Source organism: Paraburkholderia sp. BL25I1N1 (genome assembly GCF_003002025.1).
Classification (GTDB): domain Bacteria; phylum Pseudomonadota; class Gammaproteobacteria; order Burkholderiales; family Burkholderiaceae; genus Paraburkholderia.
Map to the genome: position 1 here is coordinate 183,206 of NZ_PVZB01000007.1, position 21,117 is coordinate 204,322.

The 21,117-nt window shown below is 61.7% G+C and carries 17 protein-coding genes; 11 read left to right on the top strand and 6 right to left on the bottom strand.

Annotated features, from left to right (window positions below; all coding sequences use genetic code 11):
* The first annotated feature begins 83 nt into the window (after window positions 1–83).
* The 4 genes from B0G73_RS12800 to B0G73_RS12815 all read left to right on the top strand — a co-directional run bounded on the left by B0G73_RS12800 (window position 84) and on the right by B0G73_RS12815 (window position 3,061).
* Window positions 84–1,451, top strand: a complete 1,368-nt coding sequence (locus tag B0G73_RS12800) for an MFS transporter (protein WP_106281194.1) — start codon at window positions 84–86, stop codon at window positions 1,449–1,451.
* A gap of 182 nt (window positions 1,452–1,633) precedes the next feature.
* On the top strand, window positions 1,634–2,122 hold the full coding sequence (locus B0G73_RS12805) for an MgtC/SapB family protein (RefSeq protein ID WP_106281196.1): 489 nt from the start codon (window positions 1,634–1,636) through the stop codon (window positions 2,120–2,122).
* Between the two features lie 128 nt (window positions 2,123–2,250).
* Window positions 2,251–2,712: an SRPBCC family protein gene (locus tag B0G73_RS12810; protein ID WP_106281198.1), complete on the top strand. Its 462-nt coding sequence runs from the start codon at window positions 2,251–2,253 to the stop codon at window positions 2,710–2,712.
* Window positions 2,696–3,061: a helix-turn-helix transcriptional regulator gene (locus tag B0G73_RS12815; RefSeq protein WP_106281200.1), complete on the top strand. Its 366-nt coding sequence runs from the start codon at window positions 2,696–2,698 to the stop codon at window positions 3,059–3,061. The genes B0G73_RS12810 and B0G73_RS12815 overlap by 17 nt, the downstream gene beginning before the upstream one ends.
* 11 nt (window positions 3,062–3,072) lie before the next feature.
* Here the strand turns inward: B0G73_RS12815 and B0G73_RS12820 are convergent, their stop codons facing one another.
* A complete protein-coding gene (locus B0G73_RS12820; protein WP_106281202.1) occupies window positions 3,073–4,230 on the bottom strand; it encodes a porin in 1,158 nt (385 codons plus the stop codon).
* Between the two features lie 286 nt (window positions 4,231–4,516).
* On the opposite strand from B0G73_RS12820, the gene aldA reads away from it, so the two are divergent.
* From aldA to B0G73_RS12840, 4 genes are all read left to right on the top strand, one after another.
* Complete coding sequence (aldA, locus tag B0G73_RS12825; RefSeq protein WP_106281431.1) at window positions 4,517–5,962, top strand: aldehyde dehydrogenase; 1,446 nt, start codon at window positions 4,517–4,519, stop codon at window positions 5,960–5,962.
* Window positions 5,963–6,114: 152 nt separating this feature from the next.
* Entirely contained in the window at window positions 6,115–7,437 is a 1,323-nt protein-coding gene (locus tag B0G73_RS12830; RefSeq protein ID WP_106281204.1) for a nitrate/nitrite transporter, read from the top strand.
* Window positions 7,438–8,655, top strand: coding sequence for a mandelate racemase/muconate lactonizing enzyme family protein (locus B0G73_RS12835; protein WP_106281206.1), 1,218 nt, complete (start codon window positions 7,438–7,440; stop codon window positions 8,653–8,655). It begins immediately after the preceding gene.
* A gap of 70 nt (window positions 8,656–8,725) precedes the next feature.
* Window positions 8,726–10,384 (top strand): GMC family oxidoreductase, encoded by a 1,659-nt coding sequence (locus B0G73_RS12840; RefSeq protein WP_106281208.1) that lies wholly within the window; start codon window positions 8,726–8,728, stop codon window positions 10,382–10,384.
* Between the two features lie 16 nt (window positions 10,385–10,400).
* Here the strand turns inward: B0G73_RS12840 and B0G73_RS12845 are convergent, their stop codons facing one another.
* The 4 genes from B0G73_RS12845 to B0G73_RS12860 all read right to left on the bottom strand — a co-directional run bounded on the left by B0G73_RS12845 (window position 10,401) and on the right by B0G73_RS12860 (window position 15,959).
* On the bottom strand, window positions 10,401–11,336 hold the full coding sequence (locus B0G73_RS12845; protein ID WP_106281433.1) for a LysR substrate-binding domain-containing protein: 936 nt from the start codon (window positions 11,334–11,336) through the stop codon (window positions 10,401–10,403).
* Window positions 11,337–11,451: 115 nt separating this feature from the next.
* Window positions 11,452–12,930: a phenylacetaldehyde dehydrogenase StyD gene (gene styD / locus B0G73_RS12850; protein ID WP_106281210.1), complete on the bottom strand. Its 1,479-nt coding sequence runs from the start codon at window positions 12,928–12,930 to the stop codon at window positions 11,452–11,454.
* Between the two features lie 37 nt (window positions 12,931–12,967).
* Entirely contained in the window at window positions 12,968–13,966 is a 999-nt protein-coding gene (locus B0G73_RS12855) for a hypothetical protein (protein WP_146144172.1), read from the bottom strand.
* Between the two features lie 7 nt (window positions 13,967–13,973).
* On the bottom strand, window positions 13,974–15,959 hold the full coding sequence (locus B0G73_RS12860) for a primary-amine oxidase (RefSeq protein ID WP_106281214.1): 1,986 nt from the start codon (window positions 15,957–15,959) through the stop codon (window positions 13,974–13,976).
* A 196-nt stretch (window positions 15,960–16,155) separates the two neighbouring features.
* Between B0G73_RS12860 and B0G73_RS12865 the strand changes: the two genes are divergently transcribed.
* From B0G73_RS12865 to B0G73_RS12875, 3 genes are all read left to right on the top strand, one after another.
* The gene (locus B0G73_RS12865) at window positions 16,156–17,160 is read left to right on the top strand and encodes an AraC family transcriptional regulator (RefSeq protein ID WP_106281216.1); all 1,005 of its coding nucleotides are present in this window, start codon (window positions 16,156–16,158) and stop codon (window positions 17,158–17,160) included.
* A gap of 274 nt (window positions 17,161–17,434) precedes the next feature.
* Window positions 17,435–18,886: an APC family permease gene (locus B0G73_RS12870; RefSeq protein WP_181196539.1), complete on the top strand. Its 1,452-nt coding sequence runs from the start codon at window positions 17,435–17,437 to the stop codon at window positions 18,884–18,886.
* A 77-nt stretch (window positions 18,887–18,963) separates the two neighbouring features.
* Window positions 18,964–20,178: a porin gene (locus B0G73_RS12875; protein WP_106281220.1), complete on the top strand. Its 1,215-nt coding sequence runs from the start codon at window positions 18,964–18,966 to the stop codon at window positions 20,176–20,178.
* Window positions 20,179–20,180: 2 nt separating this feature from the next.
* Here B0G73_RS12875 and B0G73_RS12880 read toward each other — a convergent pair whose 3' ends face one another.
* A complete protein-coding gene (locus B0G73_RS12880; RefSeq protein WP_106281222.1) occupies window positions 20,181–21,077 on the bottom strand; it encodes a LysR family transcriptional regulator in 897 nt (298 codons plus the stop codon).
* Between the last annotated feature and the right edge of the window lie 40 nt (window positions 21,078–21,117).

A 21,117-nucleotide genomic window follows, 5' to 3' on the forward strand; every position in this document is an offset into this window, starting at 1 on the left:
TATCAACATGGTGATCATTCCGGTGCCTGGCGCATAGCGCGATCTGCTGGATAGTCGAAAAATCAGTTTTGTGAGGATATCTGATGAAAAACGTGATGAGCTCCCTAAAGAGTGGGGACTGGCGCGCGCTGGTGGCGTGTTTCCTCTATTTCGACACGGGCTTTACCGTGTGGGTCCTGTATGGACCGCTCGCACCGTTCATCAGCAAGAGCATCGCGATGACGCCCGCGCAACAGGGTTTGCTGGTCGCGGTGCCGGTGCTGTCGGCCGCGATCCTGCGCGTGACGCTCGGTAACCTGTATCAATCCGCGCATGGCAAGCGCATCGCGCTGATGGGCGTGCTGTTGTCGGCGGTGCCGACCATCGTGTTGCCGTTGATGCCGTCCGTGCCGTCGTACACGGTGCTGCTGGTGCTCGGCGTGTTCCTCGGCGTGGGCGGTGCGAGTTTCGCCGTGGCGCTGCCGATGGCGGGCAGCAACTATCCGCCGAAGGTGCAGGGCCTCGTGCTGGGCCTCGCCGCGGCGGGTAATATCGGCGCGGTGCTCGACGGCTTTCTGTTCCCGCAACTGGCGACGCACTACGGCTGGCAGATGGCCGCCGGCGGCGCTTTGCCGTTGCTCGCGATCGCCGCGATCACGCTGTATTTCTGGGCTAACGACTCCGGCGTGAAAACGGGCAGCGCGCTACGCGCATTCGGCAGCTTCGCGGTGACGCTGATCGGCTTGATCGTGCTGGTGCTGCTGGTCGAAGCGGGCATGTTCGGCTCGGGCAAAACAGGTGTGCTGCTGTTGCCGGTGATCGGCGCTCTGCTGGCGATTGCGGTGCTGCCCAAGCGTTATCGCGCAGTGCTGGCCGAGCGTGACACGTGGGCCATCATGCTGGTGTACAGCATTACGTTCGGCGGATTCGTCGGCATGTCCTCGTATGTCACGCTGCTGCTGACCAACCTCTATCAGCTCTCGAAGATCGACGCCGGCCTCTTCATGGCGCTGCTCGCCGCGACTGGCGCGATGGTGCGTCCGCTCGGCGGTCTGATCGCCGACAAGGTGTCCGGCGTGCGCGCGCTGACCGTCCTGCTCGCGATCATCTCGTTGTGCGACTTCGTGTTCGCCGCGGTGATGCCGACCATGGCCGGCGGTATCGCGTTGCTGCTGTGCCTGTATGTGGCCTTCGGTCTGGGCAACGGCGCGACCTTCCAACTGGTGCCGCATCGCTGGGCTGGCCGCACGGGTCTGATGTCGGGCATTGTCGGCGCCGCGGGCGGCATCGGCGGATTCTATCTGCCTGTCGTGATGGGTATCGCGAAGGAAAGCACGGGCAGCTATCAGATGGGCTTCGCGACGTTCGGCGCGCTCGCGGCCTGCGCGTTCGTCGCAATCGTCGCGCTGCGCCGTCCGTGGATGGCGTGGTCGATGCACACCGGTGTGATGCACGCGCACGCAACGGAGTGATGCAGTAATGCAGCAACGCGCGCGATCCGACTGCCACGCTGACGCGGCGGTGCGGATCGTGCGTCGGGGCCAACAAAAATCAGTGGTGAGTGCGTTCGTGAAGAAAACGCAGGCGGGATGAGCCACGCAGTGCCGCGTTATTGTCGTATGCTTGGCGTTTTCCAAAACGTCGGGCAAATGTAATGTATAACTGGTGGCACGCGGTGTGGGCAGCCGCCCGGGCAGAGTTCTCCGATCTCGGCAGCGCGGCCGACGTCACTCAGGTCCTGATGCGCCTCGGGCTGGCCTTGATACTCGGCGGCATACTGGGTTTCGAGCGTGAGATGTCACGGCGCGACGCCGGCATGCGCACGCACATGATGGTGTCGGTCGGCGCGGCCTTGTTCGTGGTCGTGCCGCTGCAGGCCGGTTTTTCGCAGGACAACATGAGCCGGGTCTTGCAGGGACTCGTGTCCGGGGTCGGCTTTCTGGGCGCGGGCGCCATCATCAAGCTCAGCGCCGAGCGCGAGGTGCGCGGTCTGACGACGGCGGCAAGCTTGTGGCTCAGCGCGGGCGTCGGCGTGGCGGCGGGGCTCGGGCGCGAGGCCACGGCGATTCTCAGCGTGGCGATCGCGCTGGCCATTCTGTCGAGCGCGCGGCTGTTCAAGAGCGGGGAACAGGAAGAAAAATAAAGGCGCGGTGGGCGTATGAACCTACGAAAAACCAGCATGCAAAAATGCAGTCAAATACTTGCATGTTGGCCGCGCGGCTTCTAATATGCAGCTCGCAACTACGTTGCATGGTCGACAGGAGGCTGCATATGAACACATCCACCGATCGCATCGAAAAACAGATTCTGCTGAAGGCGCCGCGCTCGCGGGTCTGGCGTGCATTGTCCAACGCCGAGGAATTCGGTAACTGGTTCGGCGTGAATCTCACCGGCAAAGAGTTCGTGGCCGGCCAGTCCGTGCAGGGCAACATTACCTATCCGGGCTACGAGTATCTGGTCATGGACGTGCATGTTGAACGCGTCGAGCCGGAGCATCACCTGTCCTGGCGCTGGCATCCGGCCGCGGTCGATATCGAGGTGGACTATTCACCGGAGCCGACTACGCTGGTGGTGTTCGAGCTGACCGAGGTCGAGTCGGGCACCCTGTTGCGCGTGGTCGAGTCAGGCTTCGATCAACTTCCCCCCGGCCGCCGCGAAGAAGCGTTCCGTATGAATAGCGGCGGTTGGGAAGAGCAGATGACCAACATCGAACAGCATGTCGCCAAGAGTTAAGAAGGCGTCTGGCGGAGCGGCTCTGAAGGCGGCGGCGCTGCGCAGTTCCGCGGCCATTTTCGCGGCGCTCGGCGACGAGACACGTCTGCGTCTGGTCGCGGTATTGTGCGCGGGCAGCGCGATGTCGATCGCGCAACTCACTGCGGGAACGGACATCACGCGGCAGTCCGTCACGCAGCATTTGCAGGTGCTCGCCAACGCGGGGCTCGTGCGCGATGTGAAGGTGGGCCGTGAACGCTTGTGGGAATTCGAGCCCACCCAACTCGACGCAGCGCGCCGCGCGCTCGACGCGATCTCGCGGCAGTGGGATCACGCGTTGTCCAAGTTGAAGGCGGCGGTGGAGGACTGAAAAACCGTCGCTTAAAACTTATGCCGCAGCGCCAGCCGAACGGCGACCTGCGTGCCCGTCGACGACGGTGCCTGCACACCGGGAATGAACGCGTTGTCGAGAATCGAGTGAGTCGAATCGCCCGCGACCTTTTGATACTCGCCCTGCACATACACGTCGGTGCGCTTCGACAGGTTGTAATCCGCCATCAGGCCGACCGAGTGAATCTTCGGCTTCACGCTGCCTGACGACGCATCGTAGTTTTCCATCGTGTACACGTACTGCGCGCCGACGAAGAACGCCGGCGTGAACTGGTATTTGCCGTTCACTTCGAAGTTCTGATACTTCAGCGTATTCAACGTGACGCCCGGCGCGGCCAGCGGAATGCCGATATAGCCGTTGCCCGTCGGGTTCTTGTAGTTCGAGTTGGTGTAGGCAAAACCGGCCGTCGCCGAGCCGAACGTGTAGTTGATGCCGCCGCCGAACACCCCCATGCGTCCAGCGATAAAGCTCGCGTCGTTTGCGGTGATCGCGCCGGTCGAGCCCACGCCGGGATTGTCCGCCTGCATATAGGCCGCCGCGACCAGCAGGCCGCCGTTCGCATACTGACCGCCGAAGCTATACGCGCGGTTGTTCGCGAAGTGGGTGTCGTTACTGAAGGCGTAAGCGCCGCCGAACTGGAAGCCCGCCATCTCCGGGCTCGCGTATTTCACGCTGTTGCCGAGGCGGAACGAGTTGTCGGTGTTGTCGTTGTCGTACGGATGCGCGAACAGGTAGCCGGCCCAGTTGCCGTTGGCCGTGGTCTGCGCAAGGTAATCGACCACGGAATCGTACTGCCGCCCGAGCGTGACCGTGCCGAAGCGACCATCGCTCAGACCCACATACGCCTGACGCCCGAACATGCGGCCGCCCTGGGCGAGCCGTCCGGAACTCACGTCGAAACCGTTTTCGAGTTGAAACACGGCCTTCAGGCCGCCGCCCAGATCCTCCGAACCCTTCATGCCCCAGCGGCTGCCCTGCGCATAGCCGCTCGCCATTTCCCACACCGCGCCGTGCCCCGCGTTGTTGGTGTAGTTGATGCCTTCGTCGAGCACGCCGTACAGCGTGACGCTGCTTTGAGCGAAGGCCGGCGACGCCGCCAGCGAGGCGAGTGCGGCGAACGCGGCGGTCGCAATGCGGTTCTTTTTCATCATGAGCTCCATACCTTGGTAGTGAGCGGACCGAATTCCCCGGACGAACCCGAAGGCGTTCGACGACCGCTGCTTTTTGGCAAAGCCCGGATTCTGCTATTCGGGATGGGAATCGCGAATGAGGCACATCCCTGGATAAACGTGATTTTTTCGAATGTTTGTCCCGCGAATTATTCGCTTGTGGCGGGGCGGTGACCCAGAGAAAAATTCCGTTCATGCACCTTTGGCATGAAGGCCATAGCCGAGGGCAATGCGTTTTTCGCACCATGCTTTTCAGGAGACGACCATGCGACTCGATCGGAATTTTGCTAACGGCCAGTTCATCGAACCCGCGACCGACACCGCTAGCCGCGAGCTCATCGCCGTTTGCAATCCGGCCACCGAGGCCGTGATCGCCCATGTCGCCGGCGCCACCCAGGCCGAAGTCATCGCCGCGGTCGATGCCGCCGCGGTTGCGCAAAAGGGCTGGCGCAAGCTGCCGTCGGCCGAGCGCGCGGTCTATCTGCACAAACTCGCCGACGCGCTGACCGAATGCGCGCCCGCCATCGGCGCGGCGCTCGCGCTGGAGTCGGGCAAGAGCGTGGCCGACGCCACCAATGAAGCGATCTACGCCGGCCAGATCACCCGCTACCACGCGGAATGGGCGCGCCGCATCGAAGGCGAAGTGATTCCAAGCGATACGCCCGACGAAAACCTCGTGCTGCATCGCGAGCCGATCGGTGTGGTCGCGTGTCTGATCCCGTTCAACTATCCGGTCTATACGTTCATGCGCAAAGTGGCGCCGGCGTTGATCGCCGGCAACACGGTCGTCGTGCGCCCGAGCAACAACACGCCGACATCCGCATTCGAAATCGCCAGGGCGGTGGAGAAGGCCGGCTTGCCGGCGGGCGTCGTCAACATTCTCGCGATGAACCACGCCACCGCCGAGGCGCTTTGCACGCATCCCAAGGTCGGCATGATCACGCTGACGGGCAGCGTCGGCGCGGGCCGCAAGGTGCTCGACTATTGCAAGGCGAACATCGCCAAGCCGTCGCTCGAACTGGGCGGCAAGACGCCCGCGATCATCGAGGCCGACGCCGATCTCGAGAAAGCCGCGCGCGATCTGGTCGCGTCCAAGACCACGCATTGCGGCCAGTTGTGCACGGCGATCGAACGCGTCTACGTGCAGGAAAGCGTGCATGACCGCTTCGTCGCGCTGCTTAAAAAGCACATGAGCGCGGTGGAAAGCGGCGATCGCAGCGAACAGCCGTCGCTGATGGGTCCGCTCGTCAACGAGGCGTCGCGCCAGTCGATTCACGCGATGGTGGAACGCGCGGTCGCAGCGGGCGCCACGCTCGAAACCGGCGGCAAGCTGCCCATACCAGGTCAAGGCAAAGGCTTCTTTTATCCGGCCACGTTGCTAACGAACTGCCGTCAGGACATGGAAATCATCCAGGAAGAGACCTTCGGTCCGATCATGCCGGTCGTCAAATATCGCACGCTCGACGAAGCGCTGGAGATGGCCAACGATCATCAATTCGGTCTCTCGTCGGTGTTGTATACGGAGAACTATCGCAGCGCGATGAGGATCGCCAACGGCATCGAAGCCGGTGAACTGTACGTGAACCGTACGCCGGCCGATCCGTATCAGGGCTTCCACGCCGGCTGGAAACGTTCGGGCCTCGGCGGCGACGACGGCAAGCACGGCATGCTCGAATTCACCCAGACCCGGCTCGTGGTCATGAAGTACTGACGCTGAACCGGCGCGCGCCGCACGTTGAAGCTTCGGCGCGTGTCTGCCTTGCAACCTGAAAAGCGCAGCGATTCTGCTGCCAGTCCAAAACAAAACATATTGGAGACCGGGCGGCCCGATGGGCCGGCGCTGTGTCTCTGAGGAGCGCTCACGTGTCATCCCAACCCGTTCGAACCGATGCTTCGCTCGCTTTAAGCGACGAAGAGGCCGCGCTGCGAAACAGCAAGACGCAGCGTTATGTCCAGCTCATCCTGCTGGTGATCGCAGCCGGCGCGATCTATCCGATTCTGTATCTGCGGCAGGTGTATCAGCCGACGATGCTCGAAGTGTTCCACATCACCGATAGCCAGCTCGGCTATCTGTATTCGTCGCTGGGCACGATCTTTCTGTTGAGTTATCTGCCGAGCGGCTGGCTCGCAGACCGTATCGCGCCGCGCTTGCTGATCTGTTTTTCGCTGATCGCCACCGGCGTGCTCGGGCTGTGGTATTCGACCGCGCCGTCGTTCCCGATGCTGATGATGATCTTCGGCGGCTGGGGCTTATCGACCGGTTTGACGTTCTGGGCCGCGGTCATCAAGCGCGTGACGATGATCGCCGGCACGCATGAACAGGGCCGTTTCTTCGGCTTGCTCGACGGCGGGCGCGGCCTGATCGAGGCGATGCTCGCGACCATTGCGATCACGCTGTTCGCATGGATCACGCAGACCAGGGGCGAACCGGTCGCGGCCGGATTCAAGCTGGTGGTGTACATGTACGCGTTTCTTTGCATTGCGCTCGGCGTCGTGCTCGCACTCGTCAAGGATTCGCAGGGCAAAGCAGATGCCGCCGCCAATCGCGCCGCGCGTCAACGCAACAACGTTCTGGTCGATCTGAAGACGCTCGCGAAGATTCCCGAACTGTGGCTCGTCGCGGCGATCGTGTTCTGCGGTTACCAGGTGTTCTGGGCGACCTACAGTTTCTCCGCGTATCTGCATGAAGGCGAAATCGGCCTCACAGTCGTGATGGCCGGCACGATCACCACGCTCAAGCTGTGGATGCGGCCGATCGGCGGCATCGGCGGCGGCTTTCTCGGCGATCGCTATTCAAAGGTGTCGGTGCTCGTGATCGCGCTCTTTCTGGCCGCGCTGTCGCTGCTGGGTCTGATGGCGGCGCCGCGTATTTCGAGCCACGTGCTGCTGGTGTTTCTCGTGCTGTTCATCGGCATTCTGACTTACGCGATTCGCGGCCTGTACTGGTCGCTGCTGGACCGCTGCAACATTCCGGTTGCCACAATGGGTCTCGCGATCGGCCTGATCTCCGTGCTCGGCTATTCGCCGGACGTGTTCCTGCCGCTCATCAACGGCTATCTGACGCAGACGTTCCCCGGCGTCTTCGGCTACCAGCTCTACTTCGGCTACGTAGCCGCCATGGCGGCGCTCGGCGGCTTTGCCGGGCTCGCGCTGAGAAGCATGCTCAATAGAAAAGAGGTTGCGTAAATGAAAGTCGTCTCGCTCGAAACGCATATCGTCGCCGTACCGCCGCCGCATGTGGGCGGCATGTACTGGATCTTCGTCAAGCTCAAGACCGATTGCGGAATTGAAGGTGTCGGCGAAATCTATTCGGCGACCTTCCATCCGAAAGCGATGACCCACATCATCGACGACGTATTCGGCCGCTATCTGCTCGACAAGGACCCGCATCATATCGAGCGGCTCTGGCGCGAAGCGTATTCGAGCGGTTTTACGCAACGCCCCGATCTGACCATGATGGGCGTGGTGAGCGGCCTCGAAATGGCGTGCTGGGACATTATCGGCAAGGCGGCTAACAAGCCGGTGTATGAGTTGCTGGGCGGCATGGTGAATCAGCGCCTGCGGTCGTACACGTATCTGTATCCGAAGAACAGCCGCGGCGAATACGACTACGACGATCCCGATCTGGCGGCCGAATGCGCGTTTGAAAACGTCAAGCGCGGCTTCACGGCGGTGAAATTCGATCCGGCCGGACCGTATACGGCGTACTCAGGCCATCAACTGTCGATGGAAGTGCTGGACCGTTGCGAAACCTTCTGCCAGCGCGTGCGCGAAGCAGTCGGAAGCAAGGCGGATCTGCTGTTCGGTACGCATGGGCAGATGGTGCCGTCGTCGGCGATCCGGCTTGCGAAACGCCTCGAAAAGTACGACCCGCTATGGTTCGAAGAGCCGGTGCCGCCGGGGCAGGAAGGCGCGATGGCGCAGGTCGCGCGGCACACTAGCATTCCGATTGCCGCGGGTGAACGCCTCACCACCAAGTACGAATTCTTCAAGCTGCTGGAAGCCGGCGCCGCGTCGATTCTGCAATTGAACGTGGCGCGTGTTGGCGGCTTGCTCGAAGCGAAGAAAGTCGCGACGCTGGCCGAGGTGTACTACGCGCAGATCGCGCCGCATCTGTACAACGGGCCGATCGGCGCGGCGGCCAGCATTCAGCTCGCGACGTGCACGCCGAACTTCCTGATTCAGGAAAGTATCGGTACGTGGGACGGTTTTCATGCGGCCGTGCTGAAGAAGCCGATTCAATGGGAAGACGGCTACATCATTCCGTCGCAGGAACCGGGCCTCGGCGTCGAGCTGAACATGGAAGTCGTCAGGCAGCACACGCCGTACACCGGCGAGCGTTTGCATCTGCAAATGGCAGCGCAACCGGCCGATGTGAAGGATCTCGCGCCGGCCAAGGGTTGAGTGCGCCTTGCATCTGACGGGTTTCACTACTACGTTTCAATGGATTGAGCGCCGTCTGGCGATATAGAGCATGAACTACGATTACATTATCGTCGGCGCGGGTTCGGCGGGCTGCATTCTCGCCAATCGTCTGTCGGCGTCGGGTCAATATTCGGTGCTGCTGCTCGAGGCGGGCGGCAAGGATAGCTCGTTCTGGTTCAAGATTCCGGTGGGTTTCACCAAGACGTACTACAACGAAACCTACAACTGGATGTACTACAGCGAGCCGGAAAAAGAACTCGACAACCGGCCGATCTATTGTCCGCGCGGCAAGGTGCAGGGTGGTTCCGGCTCGATCAACGCCATGATCTACGTGCGCGGCCAGCCGCACGATTTCGACGACTGGGCCGCTGCCGGCAACCCGGGCTGGGCGTTTCGCGACGTGCTGCCGTACTTCCGCAAGCTCGAATCGCATCCGCTCGGCAACACGGACTATCACGGCGCCGACGGCCCGATCCGCATCTCGCCGATGAAAGACGCGGTGCATCCAATCTGCCACGTGTTCCTCAAAGGCTGCGATCAAGCCGGCTATCAGCGTAGCGACGACTTCAATGGCGCGCAATTCGAAGGCGCCGGCATTTACGACGTGAATACGCGCAACGGGCAGCGCTCGTCGAGCAGCTTCGAGTATCTGCACCCGGTGCTGTCGCGCAAGAACCTCACGGTCGAACGAGACGTGCTGGCAAGCCGCGTTCTATTCGACGGCAACCAACGCGCAATCGGCGTGAGCGTCACGCAGAATGGCACCACACGGCAATTCATGGCGACGCGCGAAGTGATTCTGTCGGCGGGCGCGGTCGATTCGCCGAAGCTGCTGCAACTCTCCGGGGTGGGCGACAGCGCACTGCTGGCGAAGCATCGCATTGCGATGGTGAAAGAACTGCCTGCGGTGGGCCAGAATCTGCAGGACCATTTGTGCGTGAGCTTCTACTATCGCGCGAACATGAAGACGCTGAACGACGAAATGCGCCCGCTGCTCGGCAAGCTCAAGCTCGGTCTGCAATATCTGCTGACGCGCAAGGGACCGCTCGCGATGAGCGTGAACCAGTCGGGCGGCTTCTTCAAAGGCAACGATCGGCAAGCGCAGCCGAATCTGCAGTTGTACTTCAATCCGCTGTCATACCGCATCCCGAAGAGCAACAAGGCGAATCTCGAACCTGAACCGTACTCGGGCTTTCTGCTGGCGTTCAATCCGTGCCGGCCGACCAGCCGTGGTTCGATCGAGATCGCGTCGAATCGCGCCGAAGACGCCGCGAAGATCCGCATCAACGCGCTGACCACGGAGAAGGACATCGACGAAGTGATCCAGGGTTGCGAACTGGTGCGCAAGGTGATGGCGTCGCCGGCGTTGAAGGCGATCACGGTCGAGGAAATCTCGCCGGGGCCGCAGGTGAAGACGCGCGAAGATTTTCTGCAGTACTTCCGTGAGCAATCAGGTTCGATCTATCACCTGTGCGGTTCGTGCACGATGGGCGACGACCCGCGAAGCTCGGTGGTGGATGCGCGGTTGCGGGTGCACGGTATCGCCGGTTTGCGCGTGGTCGATGCGTCGATCTTTCCAAACATCACGTCGGGCAATATCAATGCGCCGACCATGATGGTGGCGGAGAAGGGCGCCGACATGATTCTCGAGGACGCCGCGAGCGAAGTTGCGTATCGGCCTGTGGCGCCGGAGATGGCTGCGGCTTGATGCGGTAGCGCACGTTCTAACCGGCGTCGCTCAAAGGCGCCGATTCGGACGCATCGAGCGCCCGTCCGCTCAACCAGATTTCCTGCTGCAGCCAGTCGCGGAACAGCGCGACGTGCGGCAGTTCTTCCTGCTCCGTGCGCGTGACGAACCAGTACGACTGATGCCCATCGACGTGCACGTTCAACACCTGCACGAGCTGGCCTTCGGCCAGTTCGCGCGCAATCATGTGACGATCGGCGATGGTCACGCCGAGCCCGTCGATTGCCGCGCGAATCGCGTGATCGAGCAGATCGAATTCATAACCGCCGCGCGTATCCACGTTTTCAATGCCTGCCGCCTTGAGCCAATGCTGCCAGGTGAGGTAGCGCTGATCGGCGCTCGCCAGCACATGCAACAGCGTGAACTGATTCAGATCGATTGCCGCGCTGCCTGCCTCGCGCGCGAGCAAGGCGGGCGAGCAGACCGCGATATGCCGCTCGCTCATCAACAGGCGGTTTTCGACACCTTCCCATTCGCCATTGCCGAAACGGATCGCGCAATCGAGCACGCCGGATTCCGCGAGGTCGTCGTCGACGCGCGTCGACAGACTCAGTTCGAGTTGCGGATGCGCGTCACGCAGGCGGCCGAGGCGCGGCATGAGCCAGCGGCTCGTGAACGTGGGCGGCGCATTGATGCGCAGGCGATTGCGATGGGTCTTTTCCTGCAGGCCGCGTACCGTGAGTTCGATACGGTCGAACGACTGCTGCAGCGCTTGCAGAAGAACGCGGCCGGCAGCCGACAGTTCCAGATGGTGATGGTGACGCTGCAGCAGCGTCTCGCCCAATTGCGCCTCGAGTTGCCGGACCTGGCGGCTGACCGCGCTTTGCGTGACGTTGAGCAGTTCCGCGGCGCGGGTGAAGCTGCCCGTGCGGCCGGCGACTTCGAAGGCTTTTAGCGCGTTCAGCGCGGGCATTTTGCGTTTCAAGATGTTCGACCGGAGGTAAGGCGCGGCGGCGCGATGTCCCGGCATTTTACTGGTTTGCCCGCGCGGCGCGGCACCCATGATGCACCGCGCAGGCGTTGCAGCGTCAATACGCAATACAGACCGACTTGCTCTCCGTATAGGAATCGATGATCGACTTGCCGTGTTCGCGGCCGATGCCCGACGCCTTGAAGCCGCCGAACGGCATGGCCGGATCGACCATGTTGTGTGTGTTGACCCACACCGTTCCGGCCTCGATGCCGTCCACGAGCCGCAGGGCTTTGTCGAGCTGATTGGTCCAGACGCTCGCGCCGAGACCGTACTCGGAGGCGTTCGCCTGGGCCAGCACTTCATCCAGGTCGTCATAGGGCATCGCGACCAGCACCGGGCCGAACACCTCTTCCCTGACGACGGAAAGCGGCTTGCAGGCGCGATTGGCGATCACGGTTGGACGCACGAAGTAGCCCTCGCACTCCACGCGTGCATCACGCGACAGGATCTCACCGCCTTCGTCCTTGCCCTGCGCGATCATGCCGGCCACTTTGTCGCGATGCCGCGCGGAGACCATCGGGCCCATTTGCGTCGCCGCGTCGAAACCGGAGCCGAGCGTGATGCTGTCGGCGACGGCGGCAATGCCTTGCACGACTTCGTCGTAAATGGAGCGCGCGACATACAGGCGCGAGCCCGCCGTGCAAACCTGGCCATGATTGAAAAAGATCGCGCCGGCCGCGCCTTCGATCGCCTTGCGCGGATCGCAGTCGTCGAGCACGATCACCGGGCTCTTGCCGCCCAGTTCGAGCGACGCGCGCTTCAGATCGTCCGCGCATTGACGGCCGATGATGCGCCCGACCTCGGTCGATCCGGTGAATGTAACCTTGTTCACCAGCGGATGCCGCACGAGCGCCGCGCCCGCTGTTTCGCCGCGGCCGGTCACCACGTTGAACACGCCGGCAGGGAAGCCCGCTTCGTGCGCGAGTTCGGCGAGACGGATGGCCGTCAGCGGCGTTTCTTCAGCGGGTTTTAGCACCACGGTGCAGCCGCAGGCCAGCGCCGGGGCAATTTTCCATACCGCCATCAGCAGCGGAAAATTCCACGGGACGATCGCGGCCACCACGCCGGCCGGCACGCGTCTGGTGGAGGCGTTGTAGCGTGTGCCCGGCGGGAACGGAATCGACAGATCGAACGTGCTGCCTTCGATCTTGGTCGCCCAGCCTGCCATATAGCGCAGCCATTGGACGCTGCCCGCCACTTCCAGCATCTTCGAGAAGCCGATCAGCTTGCCCTGATTCAGCGTTTCCAGCGTGGCGAGTTCGTCGCTATGCCGCTCGACGAGGTCGGCGAGTTTCAGCAGCAGGCCCTCGCGGACGGCCGGCGGCATTCTGCGCCACGCGTCGGATTCGAAAGCCGCCTTCGAGGTTCTGACGGCGTGATCGATATCGGCTTCCGACGCGTCGGGAATCTGCGCGATTTCTTCCGCGGTGGCCGGGTTGAAGACCGGAAAGGTTTGGCCCGCGGCGCTGCCGGTTTTTTCGCCGTTGATGAACATGGTGTGCGGCAATGTGGCCGCCAGCTTGTGTTCGGTCATGGTGGTTCGTCTCCGTTGGGGGTGAGTGGCCGTGGCGCTAACCGGAAGGGTTCGTCTGACGGCGGAATGGGTTCAGGCGCGGGTAGACGTGCCGCTTGGCGCGCCAACGCGTTGCTAACGACGCGGCGCAGATCATGTTTGCCGTCGCGCTCAATGCGTACAACAAGACGAATCCTTCGCCGAAAAAGTAGGGTGTGGTCGACAACGCAGCGCCCAGCAGCATGCCGATGTGATGTGCGACGCCGGGGCAACTCGCGCTCAATACGCTGGTCGCGCTGGTCGTTCTGGTCGAGACGCCGCGCAAGTTGGCGAGCGCGGGAATCGTCACGCAGTCGAGAATTAGAAAGGCTGCGGCCGCGAGTGGCGCAAGCGCGGGATTGTCGTTCGTCGCGAGCGTGCCGAGCAGCGTCGCTCGGGCGATGTACAACGCCATCAACAGGCGATTGCCGCGCAAGCGGTCGGCGATCAATGCCAGCACGCAGACGGCCGCAAGCGAAAGCGGGATTCGCCAGAATGGTTGTGCGCCGCTGATACCGCAGATGGCAAAAAGCTGGAAGCGGGCGAGGCTGCCGCTCGATAGCCCCGCGAGCAAGGCGAGAAGAGCCGTCGCGTTTGAAGGAGTTGCCGCTTTGATCGAATCGGAATCTTGCTGAGTGCCGCGATCCACGTCATGACGCGAATCGGCGTAGGCGCGCAGCCGATTGAGCAACATGACGACGCCCGTCGCGATCATCAGCACGGCAATCGCAATGCCGTGCGCCGAATCATTCAAATATGCGGGCACGCTATTCATTGCGCTGATCGTCACGATAAGCGTCGCGGCGCTCGCCAGCAGCGTGGTTCGGCCCGATGAGCGCGACATCAGCAGTGGGACGCTCATCATGGCTGTCAGCATCAGCGCGCTCATCCATAGCTCGGTGGCGTGCCGGCCGAGGCCGGCCTGCATCAACAGCGCAGCGCCGCCGCCCGCGAGGCACACGCATGCCGTACCCGCGCATAACGTGCTCGCGCGAGCGGCGTGACGTGCGCGAGGCATGCGCGGATCAGTGCTTGCAGCAGCCATGCTCTGTGGACTTGCCGTCTTCGACGCTGTTCAGATCACGTTCGGCCGGCAAGTCCATCGTCGGATTGGCCCAGAAGAAGTTGTTCGGCTTGAGCATGAAGCCGGCATATTCCACCGGCATCACCGGGAAGTCCTCGGGCTTGCACACATGCGTGTGGCCGAAGCTGTGCCACAGCACGACATCTTCATTCTCGATGTTGCGGTTCGCCTCGATATAACGCGGCAGGCCGTCGCCGCCCGAATGCTGATTCGGATAATCGCCACTCGCATAGCGCTGCGCCGGATCGAACGGCGTGACCCACACGTGGCGCGTGGCAAAACCGCCGCGCTGACGCACTTTCGAACGTTCGTCGGCCAGCATCAGCGGCGAGTCGTTCACGACCAGCTTATAGCCCGGATTCGCGCCGACGGCATTCTTCACATTCGGGTTGCTGACCTTCCAGTAGCGGCCTGTGCTGCCGTTCGCGTTGCGGGCGGCCTCGCTTTCGGTCTTCAACACGCGTTTGGTTGTATCGAACACATTGCCGTACGGATTGTTCTCGCCCATTGGACGCGTCACGAATTCGTGTTCGGTCACCGTGTTGCGCTCGCCGTCCACCATCATGTGCATGCGGGCGTTGAAGAAGTGCTGATGCGTGGGGCCGCCGAGGTTCTCCGTGATCATGCCGCCCCATGGATAGGTGTCGCCATCGGCCACGGCGGACGTTTGCACAATGCCGGTCAATTTGCATTCGAGCTGAATCGTGCCGTCCTGGTACAGATACCAGTAGAAGCCGTAGTCGTAGTTGCCGACCGTGGCGAAGAAGGAAATCACGAGGCGTCGCGAGCGGCGCATTTCGAATACGCCGGTGCGGAATTCATAGTGCTTCCACAGCGTGCCGTAGTCTTCTTCGTGCATGCAGACGGCGTTCTTCATCGCGAACGCGTTGCCGAAATCGTCCGCGGAAGGAATGTCGAAATAGCGGATCGTGCCGAGGCAATCGCAACCGAGTTCGAGCTGGTTCGCCAGTTTGCCGAGGCCGTATTCACCCGCGTCGAACGCGCTTTTCCAGTAGTGGTTGGTGGTCGGGTCGGAGTAGGGCACGCACATTTCCGTGACGCTCGCACGGTAGATGATCGGCCGCGTGTTCTTGCCGTCGTCCCACGACAGTTGGTGCAGCACCAGCCCTTCGCGCGGCGTGAAACCGACGCGGAAGTTCCAGTTCTGCCAGTTCACGTGCCAGCCGTCGATCGTGAAGCTCGGTCCGTCGGGCTGGTTGATCGAGAGCGGTTTGAGCGTGCTGCGCGGTTCGCCGAGACTCGGTGTGTCGTAGTTGTGCTTGACGCGCGGAATCGGAATGATGCGGCCGTCGTCCACCAGTTCGATCACTTTTTTTTCCAGCAGATCGACCACGGCCATCACGCCTTCAATTGGATGCGCGTAGCCGTTATCGGTCAATGTCTCGCGGTAATAGCTCACGCAACGCACGAGACGCCGGCCGTTTTCGTTCTCGCGATCGAAGCATCCTGCCGAGAACGGATCGACCTGGACGCGTTCCAGATCCTTTTCGCTGAGGCCGCGCTTCATCACGGCCACGCGCCATGCTTCGTCGCTTTTGACGATCTGTTCCGCGTTCATGAAGTCGTCGATCATGATGGGCGGCTGGCCGTACGGCGCCTCGCCGAACGGCATCACACGGCGCGCGGCGATTTTCTTTTCTCTCAGGTCCACCTCGAATTCGATCGTCGCGCCATTCGACCGATCGATCGCGAGTACGAAGGCCGTGCGCGAAAAATAGTTGCCGGTTTTGAATGCCACCACTTCGGCTTTCGGCGGCTCGCGCAGTTCGACCATCGGAAAACGTGCGTGCGAGTCGAGTTTCTCGGCGGCTTTCACGAGATCGCACGCGAGTTGCATTTCTGCGCCGCTCAGCGGATCGAGCGGATGAACGGGGACGTGAGCGGCTTTCTTGGCATTCGTGTTCATAAGATTCCCGTAAGGAGTTGCTGGACCGGACAGCGTGCTCGCGAGGCGAATGAGGCACGGCGAACGCTGAGTCGATGGCAAATCGTAGGAACCCAATAATATTTTCGCGCTTGCGTATTGCGCCAAATGAACGATAAAGTGCGCCAGGGAATGACTCGAGCAATCGTCAGCGAAGACTGGAGAGGAGACGCTCAGCATGAAGAAAGTCACGCTCAACGGCAGTTTCCCGATGGTCCGCGCCGCGGTCATGGGACCGGTTGTGCGCGCACTCGATGCATCGGGCGCGCAATGCGACACGCTGCTGGAGGAGTTCGGCATGAGCCGCAAGCTTCTGTCGAATCCGTACGAAATCCTGCCGCTCACGCGCTACGTCGCGGCGTTCGAACGTGCCGCGGAGGTACTTGGCGAGTCCGCGCTCGGCCTGCGTTTAGGCAGTGAATTGCAATTGACGGAACTCGGGCCCGCAGGTCTGGTGTTTCTCTCATCGCCCACTTTGAATGCGGCCATGCGCAAGTTCGTGCTGGCGCTCGCGTCGTGGCAAAACACCACGACCTGCGAATTGCTGCGCGACGACGAATGGCCGATCTGGACCTACCAGATTGCCAGTCCGCAAATCTGGCCGCGCCGCCAGGATGCGGAATACAGCCTCTCGACCATGTGCCATATGGTGCGCCTCGTGCGCGGCGCGGCGTGGAATCCGGTTGAAGTGCATTTCGAACATGCCGCGCCCGCCGATCTCAAACCGTATGCGCGCATCTTCCATGTGCCGGTGCGCTTTCAGCAGCCTTTCAATGGCTTGATTCTGCGGCCGCAGGATCTCGACGCTTCGCTCAAAAGTGCCGACACGCAAATGGCGCGCATGATGGAGCGCCACGCTACCGATCTCATCGCGCGGGATGCGATGCCGCACAGCATTGCCGAGCAGGTTCGCGATCTGGTGACGCGGCGGCTCGTGCACGAAAAGCTGATCGTCGCCGACATTGCGAAGGATCTCGGTCTCTCGCATCGCTCGTTGCAACGGCACCTCGCGCAAGAGGGCACTTCCGTGCGGCAGATCGTGCGAGAGGAACGGCAACGCAGCGTCGAAGGCCTGCTCGAACGGGAAGAACTCACCAATGCCGCGATCGCACGCGCCGTCGGTTATGCGGATGCCACGGTCTTATGGCGCGCCACGCGTAGCTGGAAGAAAAACAGCGCGTGACGTGGCCGTATTTTCTTTCAACCTGAAAGTAATGCGCGAGAATAGTTCAGGTTCCTAAATATCCGCCGAAATATCCGCTGAGAGCGGCCGTATTCGGGCTTCCCCGCATTGGCGCAAATTATCGAAAATTTGGCGCGGTTGGCGAAGTCGTTTTATTTTTTAGCTACCTACCATGCGCTCACACCGAAGCATCGGAGATCGGTCAAGCGAGCGTCTGGATCAGCAGTGCAGGGTTCAGGCGAGTCCCAGACTAGCCAACACAACAGAGGCAGCGATGAGTGAACCCTATTCTCCGACCCGAGCGGTCGACGCGGAGAACCCCGTGGAATTGAAAGGCAATACGCTGGGCTTATGGCAGATCGTGTTCCTGGTGATTTCGGCGGCCGCGCCGCTCACCGGCATGCTCGGCGCGGTGCCGCCCGCGATCAGTCTGGGCAACGGCGCGGGCATTCCGGGCGCGTTCGTGATCGCCGGCGCGGTGCTGCTGATTTTCAGCGTGGGCTTTGCGTCGATGAGCCGGCACGTGGTGCGCGCCGGCGCGTTTTACGCGTACATCACCGCCGGACTCGGGCGGCCGTTGGGTATGGCCGGCGCGCTCGTCGCGCTGATGTCGTATACGTTCATCCAGATCGCGCTATACGGACTGTTCGGTTTCTTCTGCACGGTGATCCTCTCGCCGCTCTTGCCTACCGCGTTGCCCTGGTACGGGTATTCGCTGATCTGCGTGGCCGTGGTGCAATTCACCGGCATTCGCGGTATCGATCTGAATAGCCGCCTGCTCGGCGTGCTGATGTGCCTCGAACTGGGCATTCTGCTGGTGCTCGCCATCGCGATCGTCGTGCATGGCGGCGGACCCAACGGGCTCACGCTCGCACCGTTCACGCCGCAGCATGTGTTTAGCGGCCACCTCGGTATTGCAGTGATGTTCGCCTTCGCGTCGTTCATCGGCTTCGAAGCGACCGCGATATACGGCAAGGAATGTCGCGATCCGAAGGTGACCGTGCCGCGAGCCACGTATGTGTCCGTGATGCTGATTCTCGTGTTCTTCGCTTTCGTCACGTGGACCATTGTTTGTGCGTACGGCCTTGCCGATGTGGTCACGGTCGCGACCAAACAGCCTGGCGATTTCTGGTTCATTCAGTCCGGCAAATATCTGGGCAATGCAGCGACGACGGTCATGAGCTTCCTGCTGCTCAGCAGTATTTTCGCGAGCCTGTTGTCGTTTCATAACACGCTGGTGCGTTATATCCATGCGCTGAGTCTCGAAGGCATCCTGCCGCAAGTCCTCAACCGTGTGCATGAAAAATATCGTTCGCCGTATGTGGCGAGCTATCTGCAGACACTCTCCGTGTGCGTGCTGCTCGGACTCTTTATCGCGGCAGGCAGCGATGTGTTCAATATCGTGTTCAGCTGGAGTTCGGCGCTCGGCACGATCGGCATTGTGATGTTGCAGGCAGTGACGAGTTTTTCGGTGATCGCGTTCTTCCGCAAGACGCGCAAGGACACGCGCGTATGGCACTCGTTCGTTGCTCCGCTGGTGGGTGGTTTTGGCCTGTTGTATATCGGTGTGATTCTGGTGCGCAATCTCGATGCGCTCAGCGGCTCCGATAGTCCGATCGTCAAATCGTTTCCCTGGATCGTGTTCACGGTGGCGCTGGTCGGCGTGCTGATCGGTCTCGTCCTGCGCAAGAAACGCCCGGATATCTACGCACGCTTCGGCCAGTAAAAGCAAACCGCGCGCACCGCGCGAATCGCGCCAACCCGGCGCGACAACCACCTACCTCACTTCTCGACAAGACAATCATGGCAGACACTTTCGTCAAGCGCTCGGCGCTTGCGCTGGCCGCGTTCGGCCTTTCGATGGGCGCGCACGCGCAATCTTCGGTGACGCTTTACGGCACCGTCGACGCCGGCCTCATCTACACGAGCAACCAGCAGACGACGCTCGCCAACGGCAGCACCAACGGACACGCGAACTATCAACTCGGCGGCGGCAATCTGGTGCCGTCGCGCTGGGGCTTGATGGGCACGGAAGATATCGGCGCAGGCACGACGGTCAACTTTGCGTTGGAGAACAGTTTTCTGATCGGCAGCGGCGCGATGCTGCAATCGAATACGCTGTTCAATCGCAATGCGTGGGTCGGTGTGAACAACGCGACGTATGGCGCGCTGACGTTCGGCCGTCAATACGATCCGTTCTCGGATTACATGGGTGCGTATGCATCGAGTAATAACTGGGCGACGCTGTACGGCTCGCATTTCGGCGACGTCGATAACCTGAACGAGGCGTTCAACTTCAACAATTCGATCAAGTACATCAGTCCGAGCTTCGGCGGATTCACGCTGGGGGGATTGTTCAGCCTCGGCGGTGTAGCGGGGAATTTTTCGCAGAACAAGGGCTGGGCGCTGGCGGCGAATTACGCGCAGGGGCCGCTGTCGTTGAGCGCGGGGTATCTGGAGTTGAATCAGCCGTTGCAGGCAGCGCTGGGTGGCACGAGTGGCTATATCGGCGACTTCAGTTGTGCGAACGCGGACGCGTCGTACTGTCTGCTGCAGGATGCAAGCAAGTTGCGGATTTTCGGGGCAGGGGGTTCGTATTCGTTCGGCAAGGCGAACGTGGCGGTGACTTATACGCATACGCGGCTGTCGCAGAGCCAGTACTTTGCGAGCGCGGCGCGGCCGGCCGGCACTGACGTTTCATTCGATATCGCCGAATTGAACACTACCTATGCGCTTGCGCCGGATTTGCAGCTTGGGTTCGCCTATATCTTCAACGACGTCAAACCGAGTGGCAGTGGCTCAACCCGCGTGCATCAGATCAATCTCGGCGCGGTGTATAGCTTGTCCAAACGGACTGCCGTTTATGCCGTGGCAATTGGGCAGAAATCTTCCGGTGCCGGATTAGGGGTTGATCCGGCGACCGGGGCGAGCGAGAACCTGGCGCAGATTCCGAACGTGGTGAATTCGGATACGGATCGGCAGGTTTCGGTGGTGTTGGGCTTGCGGCATAACTTTTGACATCACGCTTTGAACGTCGCCTGCTCGAGAATCATGTCGTAGAGCGCCTGCGCGGCAGGTGACAACTGCGCGGTCTTGCGCGCCACGAGCACGAGTGTGCGCGACACGGTGGGCTGCGTGAGTTCGACAATGCGCACCGTCGGATACGCGCCTTTCTGCAACGCAAGCGCCGGCACCACCGCCGCGCCCACACCCTGGGCGACCAGCCCGACAGCCGTCGAGCTGCGCTGCACTTCGTAGAACGAGCGCAGCGCCAGGTGGCTCGGCGCCAGCGCGACATCCAGTAACGCACGGTTGCCGCTCACCTCGCCGGCAAAGATCAGCGGATACGATTGCAACTGCTGCCAGGCGATGCGGCGCCGCTTTGCCAATGGATGATCCTCGTGGCAAATCAAAACGTAGCGGTCCTCCGTGAGCGGCACGCTCGCCAGATCGGGATGATGCTCGCCCGCGATATTGATGCCGAATTCGACTTCGCGGCGCAGCACGGCCGCTTCCACCGCGGACGACGCGTGATCGAGAATCCGGATGCGGTTATGCGGATAACGCGCCGAATACGCCTGCAAAATACGCGGCAGATACTGCACGCCAACCGTCGGCACACAAGCTATGGACGCATCGCCGCAGCGCGCCACGCCCGTCTCGCGGATTTCGACCAGCGCATCGGCGAGTTCGCCGAGCAAGCGGCGTGCTTGCGGCAGAAAACCGCGCCCGATTTCGGTGAGCGCCATGGAACGCGTGGTCCGCTCGATCAGCGCGACGCCGAGATAGGTTTCGAGCTTGCGCAGACGCTGCGTGATGGCCGTCTGCGTGACGTGCAGCGAATCGGCAGCACTCTGGAAGCTGCCGCGATCCGCGATGGCGACGAACGCCTGAACGCCGAGCGTGTCGATTTTCATCAGTAAAATTGAGGAATCGGAGTGATAAATTCATTTTACT

What these genes read in the sequence shown, in the direction of transcription:
- B0G73_RS12845 (WP_106281433.1), bottom strand. Translation starts at nt 11,336, where the DNA reads ATGCCCGCGCTGAACGCGCTAAAAGCCTTCGAAGTCGCCGGCCGCACG.
- B0G73_RS12800 (WP_106281194.1), top strand. Translation starts at nt 84, where the DNA reads ATGAAAAACGTGATGAGCTCCCTAAAGAGTGGGGACTGGCGCGCGCTG.
- B0G73_RS12855 (WP_146144172.1), bottom strand. Translation starts at nt 13,966, where the DNA reads ATGCCTCGCGCACGTCACGCCGCTCGCGCGAGCACGTTATGCGCGGGT.
- B0G73_RS12835 (WP_106281206.1), top strand. Translation starts at nt 7,438, where the DNA reads ATGAAAGTCGTCTCGCTCGAAACGCATATCGTCGCCGTACCGCCGCCG.
- B0G73_RS12870 (WP_181196539.1), top strand. Translation starts at nt 17,435, where the DNA reads ATGAGTGAACCCTATTCTCCGACCCGAGCGGTCGACGCGGAGAACCCC.
- B0G73_RS12810 (WP_106281198.1), top strand. Translation starts at nt 2,251, where the DNA reads ATGAACACATCCACCGATCGCATCGAAAAACAGATTCTGCTGAAGGCG.
- B0G73_RS12805 (WP_106281196.1), top strand. Translation starts at nt 1,634, where the DNA reads ATGTATAACTGGTGGCACGCGGTGTGGGCAGCCGCCCGGGCAGAGTTC.
- B0G73_RS12820 (WP_106281202.1), bottom strand. Translation starts at nt 4,230, where the DNA reads ATGAAAAAGAACCGCATTGCGACCGCCGCGTTCGCCGCACTCGCCTCG.
- B0G73_RS12880 (WP_106281222.1), bottom strand. Translation starts at nt 21,077, where the DNA reads ATGAAAATCGACACGCTCGGCGTTCAGGCGTTCGTCGCCATCGCGGAT.
- styD (WP_106281210.1), bottom strand. Translation starts at nt 12,930, where the DNA reads ATGACCGAACACAAGCTGGCGGCCACATTGCCGCACACCATGTTCATC.
- B0G73_RS12815 (WP_106281200.1), top strand. Translation starts at nt 2,696, where the DNA reads ATGTCGCCAAGAGTTAAGAAGGCGTCTGGCGGAGCGGCTCTGAAGGCG.
- B0G73_RS12860 (WP_106281214.1), bottom strand. Translation starts at nt 15,959, where the DNA reads ATGAACACGAATGCCAAGAAAGCCGCTCACGTCCCCGTTCATCCGCTC.
- B0G73_RS12865 (WP_106281216.1), top strand. Translation starts at nt 16,156, where the DNA reads ATGAAGAAAGTCACGCTCAACGGCAGTTTCCCGATGGTCCGCGCCGCG.
- aldA (WP_106281431.1), top strand. Translation starts at nt 4,517, where the DNA reads ATGCGACTCGATCGGAATTTTGCTAACGGCCAGTTCATCGAACCCGCG.
- B0G73_RS12875 (WP_106281220.1), top strand. Translation starts at nt 18,964, where the DNA reads ATGGCAGACACTTTCGTCAAGCGCTCGGCGCTTGCGCTGGCCGCGTTC.
- B0G73_RS12840 (WP_106281208.1), top strand. Translation starts at nt 8,726, where the DNA reads ATGAACTACGATTACATTATCGTCGGCGCGGGTTCGGCGGGCTGCATT.